9 protein-coding genes and 1 pseudogene are annotated in these 15,331 nt (G+C 72.2%); 8 read left to right on the top strand and 2 right to left on the bottom strand.

The features are described from left to right. The first annotated feature begins 133 nt into the window (after nt 1-133). From ACIQNG_RS23685 to ACIQNG_RS23695, 3 genes and pseudogenes are all read left to right on the top strand, one after another. Complete coding sequence (locus ACIQNG_RS23685; protein ID WP_401432286.1) at nt 134-331, top strand: hypothetical protein; 198 nt, start codon at nt 134-136, stop codon at nt 329-331. Between the two features lie 158 nt (nt 332-489). After that, nucleotides 490-3,654 (top strand): AAA family ATPase, encoded by a 3,165-nt coding sequence (locus ACIQNG_RS23690; RefSeq protein ID WP_401487586.1) that lies wholly within the window; start codon nt 490-492, stop codon nt 3,652-3,654. Between the two features lie 90 nt (nt 3,655-3,744). Further along, nucleotides 3,745-3,895, top strand: a pseudogene (locus ACIQNG_RS23695) (DUF6191 domain-containing protein); the annotation flags it as partial. 276 nt (nt 3,896-4,171) lie between these two features. Here the strand turns inward: ACIQNG_RS23695 and ACIQNG_RS23700 are convergent. Together ACIQNG_RS23700 and ACIQNG_RS23705 are read right to left on the bottom strand one after the other, a co-directional pair. Beyond that, nucleotides 4,172-5,350 carry a PQQ-dependent sugar dehydrogenase gene (locus ACIQNG_RS23700; RefSeq protein ID WP_401487587.1) on the bottom strand — a complete coding sequence of 393 codons (1,179 nt, stop codon included), beginning with the start codon at nt 5,348-5,350 and terminating at the stop codon, nt 4,172-4,174. A 206-nt stretch (nt 5,351-5,556) separates the two neighbouring features. After that, a complete protein-coding gene (locus ACIQNG_RS23705) occupies nt 5,557-6,573 on the bottom strand; it encodes an aldo/keto reductase (RefSeq protein WP_401487588.1) in 1,017 nt (338 codons plus the stop codon). A gap of 329 nt (nt 6,574-6,902) precedes the next feature. Here ACIQNG_RS23705 and ACIQNG_RS23710 point away from each other — a divergent pair, with 329 nt between their 5' ends. The 5 genes from ACIQNG_RS23710 to ilvC all read left to right on the top strand — a co-directional run bounded on the left by ACIQNG_RS23710 (nt 6,903) and on the right by ilvC (nt 15,270). Next, nucleotides 6,903-7,856, top strand: a complete 954-nt coding sequence (locus ACIQNG_RS23710) for a 2-hydroxyacid dehydrogenase (RefSeq protein WP_401487590.1) — start codon at nt 6,903-6,905, stop codon at nt 7,854-7,856. A 666-nt stretch (nt 7,857-8,522) separates the two neighbouring features. After that, nucleotides 8,523-11,516 carry a putative bifunctional diguanylate cyclase/phosphodiesterase gene (locus ACIQNG_RS23715; RefSeq protein ID WP_401487592.1) on the top strand — a complete coding sequence of 998 codons (2,994 nt, stop codon included), beginning with the start codon at nt 8,523-8,525 and terminating at the stop codon, nt 11,514-11,516. Between the two features lie 240 nt (nt 11,517-11,756). Continuing rightward, nucleotides 11,757-13,604 carry an acetolactate synthase large subunit gene (locus tag ACIQNG_RS23720; protein ID WP_401487594.1) on the top strand — a complete coding sequence of 616 codons (1,848 nt, stop codon included), beginning with the start codon at nt 11,757-11,759 and terminating at the stop codon, nt 13,602-13,604. A gap of 21 nt (nt 13,605-13,625) precedes the next feature. Continuing rightward, nucleotides 13,626-14,150, top strand: a complete 525-nt coding sequence (ilvN, locus tag ACIQNG_RS23725; RefSeq protein WP_362758534.1) for an acetolactate synthase small subunit — start codon at nt 13,626-13,628, stop codon at nt 14,148-14,150. A gap of 121 nt (nt 14,151-14,271) precedes the next feature. Beyond that, nucleotides 14,272-15,270 carry a ketol-acid reductoisomerase gene (gene ilvC, locus ACIQNG_RS23730; protein ID WP_401487596.1) on the top strand — a complete coding sequence of 333 codons (999 nt, stop codon included), beginning with the start codon at nt 14,272-14,274 and terminating at the stop codon, nt 15,268-15,270. Nucleotides 15,271-15,331 lie beyond the last annotated feature (61 nt).

Genomic DNA, 15,331 nt, shown 5'->3' on the forward strand with positions numbered 1-15,331 from the left:
ACCGCACGGCGGCGAAGATGCGGAACTCTCCCGATGTGACGGCACCCCCTGGGAGACGACAGTGGAGGCATCGCGGAGAACAGACCGCGAGACGGCCCGCACCGGGCACGTACCGCCGCCACCGGGAGCAGAGATGTACGAGTACGAATACCACCAGTCCCGCGAAGCCGACCTGATCCGCCGCGCCGAGCAGGAGCGGCTGGCCCGCGAGGCCGTCCGCCAGGCCCGCGCCGCCCGCCGGGAAGCGGATCTACGAGCCCAGGGAAGAGAGGCGCCGGGCGAGGACACCCACCATCCACGCCGCCGCTTCCGCTCACCACGGGCCGCGTGAACACCACGCGCGACAGGGCCGGCACCGGGACAGGGGTCCCCGGCGCCGGCCCTGTCGTCTCCCCGGCACCCGAGGGACCCCGGTCCTCCGAGGCCGAGCGGGGCGGCCCCGGCTTCGCCGACAGGAAAACCGCTGCCTCGCCGACGGAGCGCCGTGCGATGCTCGCAACCGTGGAGAACAGGTCCGTCAGTCCGGTGTTCGTCGGGCGCACCCAGGAGATGGGCGCGCTGAGAGAAGCGCTGAGCCGTGTGGCCGGGCGGGCCGCCGCCCCACCCGGCGGCGGCGAGCCGCAGGTGCTGCTGCTCGGCGGGGAGGCCGGCGTCGGCAAGACCCGCCTCGTGGAGGAGTTCGCGACCGGCGCCGTACGCGCGGGCGCCGTCGTCGCCCTGGGCGGCTGCGTGGAGATCGGCGCCGACGGACTGCCCTTCGCCCCGTTCTCCGCCGCCCTGCGCGCCCTGCGCCGCGAACTGCCCGAGGAGATGGCCACCGCCGCCGCCGGACAGGAGGAGGAACTCGCCCGGCTCCTGCCCGAACTGGGCGAGACGGCGGCCGGACGCCACGACGAGGAGGGCATGGCCCGCCTCTTCGAACTCACCGCCCGCCTGCTGGAGCGCATCGCCACCGACCGCCCGGTCGTCCTCGCCCTGGAGGACCTGCACTGGGCCGACGCCTCCACCCGCCACCTCCTCGCCTACCTCTGCCGCACCCTGCGCACCGGCCGCCTCGTCGTCCTCGCCACCTACCGCTCCGACGACATCCACCGCCGCCACCCGCTGCGCCCCCTCCTCGCCGAACTCGACCGGCTGCGCACCGTCCGCCGCCTGGAACTGGGCCGGTTCACCCGCGACGAGGTCGCCCGCCAGATCGCCGGCATCCTCGCCACCGAACCCGCCCCCGCCAAGGTCGACGCCATCTTCGAACGCTCCGACGGCAACGCCTTCTTCGTCGAGGAACTCGCCGTCGCCGGCGCCGACTGCCCCCGGGGAGCCCTCACCGACTCCCTGCGCGATCTGCTGCTGGTGCGGGTGGAGGCCCTGCCCGAGAGCGCCCAGCGGGTCGCCCGGGTCGTCGCCGAGGGCGGCTCCACCGTCGAGTACCGGCTGCTCGCGGCCGTCGCCGGGCTCACCGAGGACGATCTGATAGAGGCCCTGCGCGCCGCCGTCGGCGCCAACATCCTGCTCGCCACCCCCGAGGCCGATGGCTACCGCTTCCGCCACTCCCTGGTCCGCGAGGCCGTCAGCGACGACCTGCTGCCCGGCGAACGCTCCCGCCTCAACCGCCGCTACGCCGAGGCCCTGGAGGCCGACCCCACGCTCGTCCCCGAGGGCGAGCGCGTGACCCGCCTGGCCACCTACTGGTACCACGCCCACGACAGCGCCAAGGCCCTGCCCGCCGTCCTCGACGCCTCGGTCGTCGCCCGCCGCCGCCACGCCTACGCGGAACAACTCCGCCTCCTGGAACGCGCGATGGAGCTGTGGGACACCGCCCCCGAAGCCGTCCGCGCCGCCCTGCGCCCCGCCGACGACTACCGCACCCCCGACCCCGGCGACCCCGCCACCCCCTCGCTGCGCTATCTCCATCTGATGGCCGCCGCCTGCGAGGCGGGCCGCTTCTGCGGGGAACGCGACCGCGCCCTGAAGATCACCAAGCGGGCGCTGCGGCTCCTGGAGGACGAGAACGACCCGCTCTTCGCCGCCTGGTTCTGGGTCCAGCGCTCCCTGCTGGTCCAGGGCCACGGCCGCAGCGACGGCTGGACGGAACTGGCCACCGCCCAGGACCTCGTCCGCGGTCTGCCCCCGTCCGAGGTCCACGCCGAGGTCCTCTCCAAGGTCGCCGGCTGGTCCATGCTGCACACCCCGGGCGCCGACGCCCTCGCCGCCGCCGAACGCGCCGTCGACTACGCCCGCATGGTCGACGCCCGCGAGATCGAACTCGACGCCCTCGTCACCCGCGGCATCCTCCTCGTCGACGCGGGCGGCACCGACGTCGGGCTCACCGAACTGCACGAGGCCAAAGCCCTGGCCCTCGCCGAGGGATTCACCCACCCCGCCGGACGCGCCTACGTCAATCTCTCCCACGGTCTCGAAACCCTCAGCCGCTCCCAGGAGGCCGTCGACCTGGTCCACGACGGCGTCGAGTTCGCCAGGAAGTACGGCCTGCTGGGGACCGAGACCTGGCTGTGGGGCAACCTCTCCGACTCCCTGTTCTCCCTCGGCCGCTGGGACGAGGCCGCCGAAGCCGCCGCCACCGCCACGAGCCGCAGCGCCGGCGGCAAACCCCTGGGCTCGGCCGCCCTCTGCCTCGCCCATATCGCCCTCGCCCGCGGCGACACCGCCGAGGCGGCCCGCCGACTCGCCGCCGCCCACACCTCCTTCGGCACCCACGACCCCATGCCCCAGCAGTGGATCCCCCTCGCCGTCATCGGTATCGGTGTCGCCGCCGCCGAGAGCCGGATCGCCGACGCCCGCACCGAACTGGACCGCGCCCTCGGCGCCGGACTGCCACCCGGCAGCCAGGTGTACGGCTGGAGACTCCTCCTCGCCGCCGCCACCGCCGAGGCCGACCACCGCACCCTGCCCGCCGCCCGCCCCGGCCGCGACGCCGCCCTCGGCCGCATCCTCGACTCCGCCAAGCACCTCACCACCGCCGTCCCCGTCTGGTACGCCCATGAGAAATGGGTCCGCGCCGAACTCCGTCGCGCCGAGGGCACCGCCACCCCCGACACCTGGTCCGAGGTCGTCACCGCCTTCGAAGCGCTGGAACGCCCCTACGACCTCGCCCGCGTCCGTCACCGCCTCGCCGAGGCCCTGCTCGCCCCGCCCGCCGAACGCCCGGTCCCCTCCGCCACGACAGCGGGCACCGAGCGGCCGACCGGGAACGGGAACGCCGCCGGGGCCAGCCCCCTCACCGTCGACTGCGCGGACGACCGCGCCGCCACCGCCGAGGACAACCGCGCCCGCGCCACCGAACTCCTGCGCCTCGCCCACACCGTCGCCGACCACCTCGGTGCCCGCCCGCTGGCCGAGGCCACCGCACTCCTCGCCCAGCGCGCCCGTCTCACCCTCCGCCAGGACCCGCACCCCGCACTCACCCCCGCCGACCCGGCCGAGGCGCTCGGCCTCACCAGCCGGGAACGCGATGTGCTGCGCCTGGTCTCCGCCGGCCGCACCAACCGCCAGATCGCCGAGGAACTCTTCATCTCCCCGAAGACCGCGAGCGTCCATGTCTCGAACATCCTCGGCAAGCTCGGTGTCTCCGGCCGCGGTGAGGCCGCCGCCCTGGCCCACCGGCTGGACCTGTTCTCCTCACCGGCCGGGGCATGACCTCCCCCGCGCCCTGGAACCCGGCGGATGCCCGGGACGTTGTGCCCGTACCGGGCCGAACCATGCCGTGCCGTGCGACCAGGGAGAAGCATGTTCAACTTTTTCGAGGAACTCTTCGCCCCCGGCCGCAAACACACCCATGAGGAACGGAATCGGCTCGCCCTCTCCCGCGAGGACATCGGCGACGCGGACCCCGGCCAAGGTCCGATAGACCTGGAGTCGGGCAAGGTCGTGGTCCGCACGGCGGGCGACGGCGAACAGCCGACCGCCGCGACGGTCCACGAGGCCGCCGCCACCGCCCGGACGGCCGCCGAGCGTGACTGCGGGTCCGCCGCGGACCTGGGCCCGTCCTCTCCCGCGGACCTGGGCCCCTTCGCCGGGACCGACGCCGTGCTTCCCCAGCGGGAGCGGAGGCCGACGGACGACCCGGAATCCCCCGATCCGTCCCCGGACCCCGATCCGTCCTAGCTAGGCGCCGACCCGCCCGGCCGCACAGGGCCCTGTGCGGGGTGCGTGGCTAGCTGACCTCCAGCTCCAGAATCCGGTCGTCGGTGGAGCCGGGGGTGCCTCTGCCGTCCGTCTCGCTGGTGACCAGCCAGAGCTTGTTGCCGCCGGCCGGGACGACCGTCCGCAGACGGCCGTACTCCTCCTTGAGGAAGGACTGGGGGTCGGCCGACGCCTTGGTGCCGTCCAGGGGGATGCGCCACAGCCGCTCCCCGCCCAGACCGGCCATCCATATCGAGCCCTCGGCGTAGGCGATGCCGCTCGGGGAGGCGTCGTCCGTCGCCCACTCGGCAAGCGGGTTGTGGAACCCCGAGTCGTCCGAGGTGCCCTCGGCCTGCGGCCAGCCGTAGTTGTCGCCCGGCGCGATCGCGTTCAGCTCGTCCCAGGTGTCCTGGCCGAACTCCGCGGCGAACAGGCGCTGTTCGGAATCCCAGGCGAGGCCCTGCACATTGCGGTGCCCGTACGAATAGACGGTGGAATCGGGGAACGGGTTGCCCGGCGCGGGGTCGCCCTCGGGGGTCATCCGCAGAATTTTGCCGCCGAGGGACTCCTTGTCCTGGGACAGGCCCGTGTCACCCGCCTCGCCCGTGCCGACGTACAGCATCTTGTCGGGGCCGAACGCGATCCGGCCGCCGTTGTGGACGACGCCCTTCGGGATGCTCCGGAAGACCGTGTCCGGAGCCCCGAGCTGGCGGCCGGCGGGCTTGTCGGGGTTGTAGAGCATCCGGACGACACGGTTGTCCGAGACCGAGGTGAAGTAGGCGTAGACCATTCGGTCCGAGGCGTAGTCGGGGGAGAGGGCGAGGCCCATCAGCCCTCCCTCACCGGCCGGTGACACCCCCGGCACCTCGCCCAGCTCGGTCTTCTTGCCCGACTCGGTGTCGACGTGGGTGATCGTCGCCTCGTCGCGGGAGGAGACGAGCAGACCGCCGTCGGGCAGCGGGGCGAGCCCCCAGGGGCTGTCCAGCTCCTCGGCGACCGTCCGCACGACCTTGACCGAGCCCTTGGCCGGAGGGGGCTGGTCGCCCGTCTGCCCCGACGCCGACGGCGATCCCGCCCCCGCACTCCCGGCCGCCGTGCTCCCCGCCGCACCCGGTGGCTCACCACCCCCGCCGTCGGAGGAGCAGCCGGCCGTCAGCAGCAGGGCGGTCGCGGCCAGCACGGCCGTCACAGCATGACGTTGCACGATCACGGTCCCTTCGACGCGGGGGGTTCCCTTCCGGTGCGGGGGTCCCCTCCCGGTTCCTACTTGTCATACACCGCTCGCGCCTCCGGGGTTCCCGATCGATCGCTCCTTCTCGAAACCCCTCGCTCCTTGCGAGCCCTCTCGAACCCGCACGCTCCTTCTCGCTCCTTCTCGAACCCTCTCGAACCCCCTCGATCCAGCGCCCCCGCCCCTCACTCCCACGACCCCCGGGCCCCCGGCAGCCGCATCAGCTCCGTCAGGTCCTGCGCGGTCAGCCGCAGCGCCGCCGCCCCGGCGTTCTCCGCGGCCCAGCGCTCCCGCTTGGTGCCGGGCACCGGGATGACGTGCCGCCCCTGGGCCAGGGTCCAGGCGAGGGCCACCTGGGCCGGGGTCACCCCCGACCCGTGCCGGGCGGCCACCCGCCGCAGCCCCGCGACGATCGGCTGGTTCGCCGCCATCATCTCCGCGGTGAAGCGCGGGTGCCGGGCCCGCAGATCGTCCGGCTCGAACCCCCCGCCCGGCGTCAGCGTCCCGGTCAGGAAGCCGTTGCCGAGCGGCATCGCGGCGAGGAAGCCGACCCCGCGCGACACACACCACGGCAGCAGCGCCTCCAGCGCCTCCGGCGACCACACCGACAGCTCGGCCTCGACCGCGCTCACCGGGAAGACCTGCTGCACCCGTTGCAATTGCCGGACGGTGCCGTCGTACAGGCCGGACAGGCCGGACCCCGTACGCCGCACGGTCCGTCCGCTCCGCGCGCCCACCGCGCAGAAGCCCAGCGCGCGCACCTTCCCGGCCCGCACCAGATCGGCCATCGCGCCCCAGGTCTCCTCGACCGGGACCTCGGGGTCGGGGCGGTGGAGCTGGTAGAGGTCGATGACATCCGTCTGGAGCCGCCGCAACGAGGCGTCGCACGCCCGTCGGACATAGCCGGGCCGGCCGTTCGCCACCACGTGCTGCTCACCGACGAGGAGCCCCACCTTGGTCGACACGAACGCCTCCGCGCGACGCTCCTTCAGCACCCGCCCCAGCAGCAGCTCATTGGTGAACGGGCCGTACATGTCCGCGGTGTCCAGCAGGGACGAGCCCAGATCGAGCGCCCGGTGCACCGTGCGCAGAGACTCGTCCCCTCGCTGCCGTGAGGTGCTGTACGCCCAGTTCATCGGCATGCACCCGAGTCCGACGGCCCCCACCGCGAGCGCCGTCGCCCCGATCGTCCTGCGCTCCACCTGGCCGTAACCCTCCCTCTCCCGGCCCCCCAACCTAACCTCTGCCCGCACACCTGCCCGAACCTAGGTCCCGCCCGGGGAAACCCCACCGATGCAGCAGCCCCGAGGCCACCCGGCCACCCGCTCCCCCCACCCGGCCACGCCCGCTTCCCCCCCATCCGGCCACGCCCGCTTCCCCCCCCCCATCCGGCCACGCCCGCTTCCCCGCCCGGCCACGTCCGCTCCCCGCTCCCCACCCCCCACCGCCCGCTGTCCAACCCCTGCTCCCCACCCGGCCGCCCCGCCCCCCGTCGGGCGGAACGGCATGGACAGGCCCTAGCCTCCTGACCATGACTGCTGATGTGTGGCTCCCCCTTCCGCCGGACGACATCGAGGGGCTCCCGGCCGGGTTCGACTACCGCTTCTGGAACGGCGGGGAGGAGTACCCGGCGGACCCGGCCGACTGCGTGTTCTACGTCGTGCCGTACATGCAGCCCCCCGGGATCGGCATACGGCCCCTGGCCGCCATGGGCTCCCTGGAGGTGATCCAGACCCTCTCCGCCGGTGTCGACCACCTGGAGCCGGGGCTGGTGGACGTACGGCCCGGGGTACGGCTGTGCAACGCGCGCGGGGTCCACGAGGCGAGCACCGCGGAGCTGACCCTCGCCCTCGTCCTCGCCTCCCTGCGCGGCATCCCCGACTTCGTGCGGGCGCAGGACCGGGGCGAGTGGCAGGGCGGATTCCGGCCCGCGCTCGCCGACCGGACCGTGCTCATCGTCGGCTACGGATCGATCGGCGCCGCCATCGAGGACCGGCTCACGCCCTTCGAACTCGCGCGGGTCGTGCGCGTCGCGCGCTCCGGGCGCACCACGGAACGCGGTCCCGTGCACCCGCTCACCGAACTGCCCTCCCTGCTCCCGCAGGCGGACGTGGTGATCCTCTCCACGCCCCTCACCGAGAGCACCCGAGGACTGGCCGACGCCGCCTTCCTGTCCCGGATGAAGGACGGCGCGCTGCTCGTCAACATCGCCCGCGGCGGCGTCGTCGACACCGAGGCCCTGCTGCACGAGGTGGAGTCCGGCCGGATCACCGCCGCCCTCGATGTCACCGACCCCGAACCCCTGCCCCGCGAGCACCCCCTGTGGCGTGCGCCCGGCGTACTCATCAGCCCGCACGTCGGCGGTCCCACCTCCGCCTTCCTGCCACGCGCCAAGCGGCTACTGGTCGGCCAGTTGAACCGATTCGTGAACCGGGAGCCCCTCGCGAACGTGATCCTTACGACGGAAAGCACCACGGAGGCGTAAAACATCACCGAGCTGCGCAACATCACTGACATGCAGAGCACCGCAGACGCACCCGGCCCAACGGCCCTCCCCGGCACCACGGAGGAACCGTGACACCACCCGCGGCCCCCGCCCCCACCACCCCCCACGCCCTCTGCGCGCACCCCTGAAACCCATGTAACCGGCACAAGACCCCATCCAACGGGGCGCATGCCCTCAACTCGCAGGCGCGGTACCCCGTTTCGGGCACCCTCCGCAATCCCCCGGAAGCGGTCCGTGCCCGTATCACCGCTGGTCGTCACGGAGCGTAGAGAAGCTATGTCCCTGAGTGACGAGACTGGTGTATCGTCCCGGACAGGGGCTGCGCCGTGCGCCATTCGGCGCCGGGGAAGGACATTTCAGACTGCGAGGGGGGCGACGGGCGATGCACGGCCTATGGACGAACCATCCGACGCGGCGAGGCTGCCGGCGGCGGCCCTGGCGCATGGCCGCGTACAGGCGCGGTCATCACACGGGGCTCGGCGACCATCGCCGCCACCCGCGCAGCCACACGATCCACGAGAGCCACGAGAGCCACGAGAGCCACGAGAGCCACGAGAGCCACGCGATCCACGAGAGGCACGAGAGGCACGAGAGGCACGCGGACCGGATCCCGCGGGACCCGGCGACGGGCACCGGGAGGCCGCGGTGAACGCACCGTCGCCGTCCACGGCCGCCCTCGACGCCGGACCCCGCCCGCGACCGATCCCCAGGGTCGTGCGACCCGCCCCGCCGCCGGCCTCCGGCGGTGGCTGGGGCACGCTGCACCAACTCGCCCTCGCGGTGGTCTGCGCCGGATACGGCGTCGGCTCCGCGCTCGGCTGGGGCTCCAGGCAACTCGCACTGATCATGGGGGACTTCGGACTCAGCGCCGCGGCCGGTGCCGCCGCCGTGTCCTGCTTCCTCTACGCCCGCACCCGCCGGGTCCGCTTCCGGGCCGCGTGGCTCCTGTTCGCGCTCTCCTCGGCGATGGCCGCCATGGGCAATCTCGTCTGGGGCTGGTACGAGGTCGTCCTCGACCGCCCCGTGCCCAGCCCCAGCTCGGCCGACGTCTTCTTCCTGTGCTTCGCGCCGCCCGCCGTCATCGGGCTGCTCGTGCTCGCCAAACGGCCCGTGACCAAGGCCGGCTGGATCTGTCTCGGGCTGGACGCCTGGCTGATCGGCGGCTCCCTGCTCACCCTCTCGTGGAGCCTCGCCCTCGCCCAGACCGCGAGCGAGGGCAGCGCGGGCGTCGCGCACTCCGCGCTGTCACTGGCCTACCCGCTCCTGGACATCGTGCTGGTCAGCATGGTGCTCGCACTGCACTTCCGACGCTCGGGCGCCAACCGCTCCGCGGTCAACACCGCCATCGGCGGGCTCGCGCTGACCGTGATGTGCGACGCCCTGTTCACCTCGCCGCTGCTGCACAGCAACTACCGCTCGGGCCAGCTCCTCGACGCCGGCTGGTTCGCCGGCTCGCTGCTGCTGGCCTACGCCCCCTGGGCCACGGTCCGCCAGGAGCGCGGCGCCGCCGAAGGATACGCGCGCGTGGTCCGTGAACACCGGCCGGGACAGCGGCTCCTGCCGCCGCCCCCGCCCCCCGTGGAACACCTCCGCCGACCACCCACCCGGCCGATCACCGGCTCCCTCGCGGCCCTCACGCCGTACCTGGCCGCCGCCGTCTGCACCCTGGGGATCCTCTACAACGTCCTCAACGGCCGCAGCGTCGACCGGGTCGTGCTGTTCACCGGCGGCACCGTGGTGCTGGCGCTGGTGGTGCGCCAGGGCATCATGCTGCTCGACAACATCACCCTCACCCAGGAACTCGCGCACAAGGAGAACCACTTCCGCTCCCTGGTGCAGGGCTCCAGCGACGTCATCATGATCGCCGCACCCACCGGAGTGCTGCGCTATGTCTCCCCGGCCGCCGCCGGGGTCTACGGCCGGCCCGCGGAGAGACTCGTCGGCACCGAGCTGGCCGATCTGATCCACCCGGAGGACCTGGACGGCGTGGTGCACGAGGTGCGCCGCTTCCTCACCGCCAACCCGCTCGACGAACCCACCACCCGCATCGAGTGCCGCTTCCGCTCCGGCACCGGCGACTGGCTCAATGTGGAGTCCACCGTCAACCGGCACCACGGCGGACTGCTCTTCAACAGCCGGGACGTGACCGAACGCGTCCGCCTCCAGGCCCAGTTACAGCACAACGCGGAACACGACCCGCTCACGGACCTGCCCAACCGCGCCCTGTTCACCCGCCGGGTGCAGCAGGCCCTGTCCGGCCGCCGCAGCTCCGACCGGGGGATCGCCCTGCGCAACACGGCGGTGCTCTTCATCGACCTCGACGGCTTCAAGGGCGTCAACGACACGATCGGGCACCAGGCCGGGGACGAACTCCTCGTCCAGGCCGCCCGCCGGCTCCAGGACGCGGTCCGCCAGGGCGACACCGCCTCCCGGCTCGGCGGCGACGAGTTCGCGGCCCTGATCGTCGGCGACGCCACCCGCGACCGCACGGCCAGGGAACGCCACATCCTGGAACTGGCCGACCGCCTCAGAGTGACGCTCTCACAGCCCTACGACATCGGGGGCAACGAGGTCCGGGTCGCCGCCTCCATCGGCGTCTCCTTCGCCGAACCCAACCTGGGCGCGGGCGAGTTGCTGCGCAACGCCGACCTGGCGATGTACCGCGCCAAATCGGCCGGCAAGGGCCGCGTCGAGCTGTACAAACCCCAGATGCAGCAGGACGTCGTACGCAAGGCGGAACTCGCCACCCGACTGCGGGCCGCGCTCCACGACGGGGAGTTCACCCTGCTGCACCAGCCCGTGGCGCGGCTGGACGACGGCCGGATCACCTCGGTCGCCGCACAGGCGCGCTGGCGGTCCTCGCAGGGCGTGCTGTTCACCCCCGCGGAGTTCCTGCGGGTGGCCGAGGACGGCGACCGGACGGCCGAGCTGGGCCGCTGGCTGCTGCGGGAGGCGGTCGAGCAGGCCGCCGAGCGCACCACCACGGGCCTCGCGGTCCCGGTGGCGGTACGACTGGCCGCGCGCCGGCTGCTGGACCGCTCGCTCCCGCTCGGCTCCGTCGAGGCCCTGCTGACCCGGCACGGGCTGCCGCCCGGCGCGCTGGTGATCGAGCTGTGCGACACCGACCCCGGCGTCGCCCTGGACGAGCTGGAGCGCCGGCTGTCCGCCCTGCGGCGGCTCGGTGTCCGGATCGCCCTGGACGGCTTCGGGACCGGCTACGCCGCCGCGACCGCCCTCGGCAGACTGCCGCTGGACATGGTCAAGCTGGACCGGACCCTGGTCGAGGGCGTCGTGGAGTCCGCCCGGCTGCACAAGATCACCGCCGGGCTGCTGCGGATCGCGGGCGATCTCGGCCTGCCCTCCGTGGCCGACGGGGTGGATCGACCGGAGCAGGTGGTGGCCCTGCGTGCGCTGGGCTGTACCCACGGACAGGGCATGGCCTTCTCCGGGCCGCTGGACGAGCACCGGCTGCGCCGGGCCCTCGCCACCGGCCACTGCGCGGTGCCGCACGCACCGGCCGAGCCCGCCTTCGCGGGCGGCGGGGCCGGGGTCTACGGCGGCGGTGCGGGGGTGACCACCCTGTTCGCCGGCGGCACGGCACTGCGCTCACATAATGAGACTCCCGTCCCACCCACTTGACAGTGAGTGTGCGCCGGGGGGAGGGTCTGTGCCATGCGCACCCGAATTCTCGTACTTGGACAGCGCGTCGGCTGAACTGGGACCGACCGGACATGCTCCGGAACCCAGCGACCACACCGGCGCGCTCCCCTCGCTTGCCTTTCGGCACGAGGGGTTTTTTGTTGCACAGGCACCTGTAGCACGGCAGTCGTACACCGCACAAAACTCGCAAAAACCCTCAGCATCGAGAAGAGAATGCCGATGACCGAGCAGGCCACCGGGGCCCATCATCCGCAGCCGCGGCCCCGATCCGGAGGACATCAGTCCGCCCCCGAGCACGTCACGGGCGCGCAGTCCCTCATCCGCTCGCTTGAGGAGGTCGGGGCCGACACCGTATTCGGCATTCCCGGCGGTGCGATCCTTCCCGCGTACGACCCGCTGATGGACTCCACCAGGGTCCGCCATGTCCTGGTCCGCCACGAGCAGGGCGCCGGACACGCCGCCACCGGCTACGCGCAGGCCACCGGCAAAGTCGGTGTCTGCATGGCGACCTCAGGACCCGGTGCCACCAACCTGGTCACCCCGATCGCGGACGCCCACATGGACTCCGTGCCGCTGGTCGCGATCACCGGCCAGGTCGCCTCCAAGGCGATCGGCACGGACGCCTTCCAGGAGGCGGACATCGTCGGCATCACCATGCCGATCACCAAGCACAACTTCCTGGTCACCAAGGCCGAGGACATCCCGCGGATCATCGCGCAGGCGTTCCACATCGCCTCCACCGGCCGCCCCGGCCCGGTCCTGGTCGACATCGCCAAGGACGCCCTCCAGGCCCGGACCGTCTTCTCCTGGCCGCCGGTCATGGACCTGCCCGGCTACCGGCCGGTGACCAAGCCGCACGCCAAGCAGATCCGCGAGGCCGCCAAGCTGATCACCTCCGCCCGGCGGCCGATCCTCTACGTCGGCGGCGGCGTCATCAAGGCCGGGGCCACCGCCGAACTGAAGGTCCTCGCCGAACTCACCGGAGCGCCCGTCACCACCACCCTGATGGCGCTCGGCGCATTCCCCGACAGCCACCCGCTGCACGTGGGGATGCCGGGCATGCACGGTGCGGTCACCGCCGTCACCGCGCTGCAGAAGGCCGACCTGATCGTCGCCCTCGGTGCCCGCTTCGACGACCGCGTCACCGGCAAGCTGGACAGCTTCGCCCCGCACGCCAAGATCGTCCACGCCGATATCGACCCGGCCGAGATCGGCAAGAACCGGGCCGCGGACGTGCCGATCGTCGGGGACGCGCGCGAGGTCATCGCCGACCTCGTCCAGGCCGTCCAGAAGGAGCACGCCGACGGCCACCAGGGCGACTACACCGCCTGGTGGAAGGACCTCAGCCGCTGGCGCGAGACCTACCCGCTCGGCTACACCCAGCCCGACGACGGCTCGCTCTCCCCGCAGCAGGTCATCGAGCGGATCGGACAGCTCGCCCCCGAGGGCACGATCTTCGCGGCGGGCGTCGGCCAGCACCAGATGTGGGCCGCCCACTTCATCCAGTACGAGACCCCCGCGACCTGGCTCAACTCCGGCGGCGCCGGAACCATGGGCTACGCGGTCCCCGCCGCCATGGGCGCCAAGGCCGGCGCCCCCGGCAACGCCGTCTGGGCGATCGACGGCGACGGCTGCTTCCAGATGACCAACCAGGAACTGACCACCTGCGCCCTGAACAACATCCCGATCAAGGTCGCCATCATCAACAACGGCGCCCTCGGGATGGTCCGCCAGTGGCAGACCCTCTTCTACAACCAGCGCTACTCCAACACCGTGCTGCACTCCGGGCCCGACGACATCAACCCGCAGGCCAAGGGCACCCGCGTGCCGGACTTCGTGAAGCTGTCCGAGGCCATGGGCTGTGTCGGACTGCGCTGCGAGTCCCCGGACGACCTGGACAAGGTCATCGAGGAGGCCAACGCGATCAACGACCGCCCGGTCGTCATCGACTTCGTCGTCCACGAGGACGCGATGGTCTGGCCGATGGTCGCCGCCGGCACCTCCAACGACGAGATCATGGCCGCCCGGGACGTGCGCCCCGACTTCGGCGACAACGCAGACGACTGAGCGAGAGAGAGCATCACGACCATGTCCAAGCACACGCTCTCCGTCCTGGTGGAGAACACCCCGGGCATCCTGGCCCGGATCGCCGCCCTGTTCTCGCGCCGCGGCTTCAACATCGACTCGCTCGCTGTCGGCGTCACCGAGCACCCCGACATCTCCCGCATCACCATCGTGGTGGGTGTCGAGGACCTGCCCCTCGAACAGGTCACCAAGCAGCTCAACAAGCTGGTCAACGTGCTGAAGATCGTCGAGCTGGAACCCGGCTCGGCCGTGCAGCGCGAACTCGTCCTGGTGAAGGTGCGCGCCGACAACGAGACGCGCTCCCAGATCGTGGAGATCGTCCAGCTGTTCCGCGCCAAGACCGTGGACGTCTCCCCGGAGGCCGTGACCATCGAGGCCACCGGCTCCAGCGACAAGCTGGAGGCCATGCTGAAGATGCTGGAGCCGTTCGGCATCAAGGAACTGGTCCAGTCCGGCACCATCGCGATCGGCCGCGGCGCCCGTTCCATCACCGACCGGTCGCTGCGCGCCCTGGACCGGTCGGCGTAGTACCCGCAGGCGGGCGGCGGGCCCCGGCCGCGCCGCCCGTATCCCGAGACCCCGACACTTCCCCCACCCCCGCCGTCATACGGTGGGACGCACCATCTGCACCCCAAGGAGAGAACCCAAAGTGGCCGAGCTGTTCTACGACGCCGACGCCGACCTGTCCATCATCCAGGGCCGCAAGGTCGCGGTCATCGGGTACGGCAGCCAGGGCCACGCCCACGCGCTGTCGCTGCGTGACTCGGGTGTCGACGTCCGTGTCGGTCTGCACGAGGGCTCCAAGTCCAAGGCCAAGGCCGAGGAGCAGGGCCTGCGCGTGGTGACGCCCGCCGAGGCCGCCGCCGAGGCCGACGTCATCATGATCCTGGTCCCGGACCCCATCCAGGGCCAGGTCTACGAGGAGTCCATCGCCCCGCACCTGAAGGACGGCGACGCGCTGTTCTTCGGCCATGGCTTCAACATCCGCTTCGGCTTCATCAAGGCCCCGGCCGGTGTCGACGTCTGCATGGTCGCCCCCAAGGGCCCGGGCCACCTCGTGCGCCGCCAGTACGAGGAGGGCCGCGGCGTCCCCTGCATCGCCGCCGTCGAGCAGGACGCCACCGGTAACGCCTTCGCGCTGGCCCTGTCGTACGCGAAGGGCATCGGCGGCACCCGCGCCGGTGTCATCAAGACCACCTTCACCGAGGAGACCGAGACCGACCTGTTCGGTGAGCAGGCCGTGCTGTGCGGCGGTACCTCCGCCCTGGTCAAGGCCGGTTTCGAGACCCTGGTCGAGGCGGGCTACCAGCCTGAGATCGCCTACTTCGAGTGCCTGCACGAGCTGAAGCTGATCGTCGACCTCATGTACGAGGGCGGCCTGGAGAAGATGCGCTGGTCGGTCTCCGAGACCGCCGAGTGGGGCGACTACGTCACCGGCCCGCGGATCATCACCGACGCCACCAAGGCCGAGATGAAGAAGGTCCTCGCCGAGATCCAGGACGGCACCTTCGCCAAGAACTGGATGGACGAATACCACGGCGGTCTGAAGAAGTACAACGAGTACAAGCAGCAGGACTCCGAGCACCTGCTGGAGACCACGGGCAAGGACCTGCGCAAGCTCATGTCCTGGGTGGACGAGGAAGCCTGACCTCGCTGACCTGTGGCGGTGTCCCCGGAGCGGGGCACCGCCACAGGCCGTTGCCCGCACG

It is taken from the genome of Streptomyces sp. NPDC091377, assembly GCF_044757045.1.
GTDB lineage: Bacteria > Actinomycetota > Actinomycetes > Streptomycetales > Streptomycetaceae > Streptomyces.

Excerpts from the sequence above, each read along its gene's own strand:
- ilvN (WP_362758534.1), top strand. The coding sequence starts at position 13,626 with ATGTCCAAGCACACGCTCTCCGTCCTGGTGGAGAACACCCCGGGCATC.
- ACIQNG_RS23685 (WP_401432286.1), top strand. The coding sequence starts at position 134 with ATGTACGAGTACGAATACCACCAGTCCCGCGAAGCCGACCTGATCCGC.
- ACIQNG_RS23690 (WP_401487586.1), top strand. The coding sequence starts at position 490 with ATGCTCGCAACCGTGGAGAACAGGTCCGTCAGTCCGGTGTTCGTCGGG.
- ACIQNG_RS23710 (WP_401487590.1), top strand. The coding sequence starts at position 6,903 with ATGACTGCTGATGTGTGGCTCCCCCTTCCGCCGGACGACATCGAGGGG.
- ACIQNG_RS23720 (WP_401487594.1), top strand. The coding sequence starts at position 11,757 with ATGACCGAGCAGGCCACCGGGGCCCATCATCCGCAGCCGCGGCCCCGA.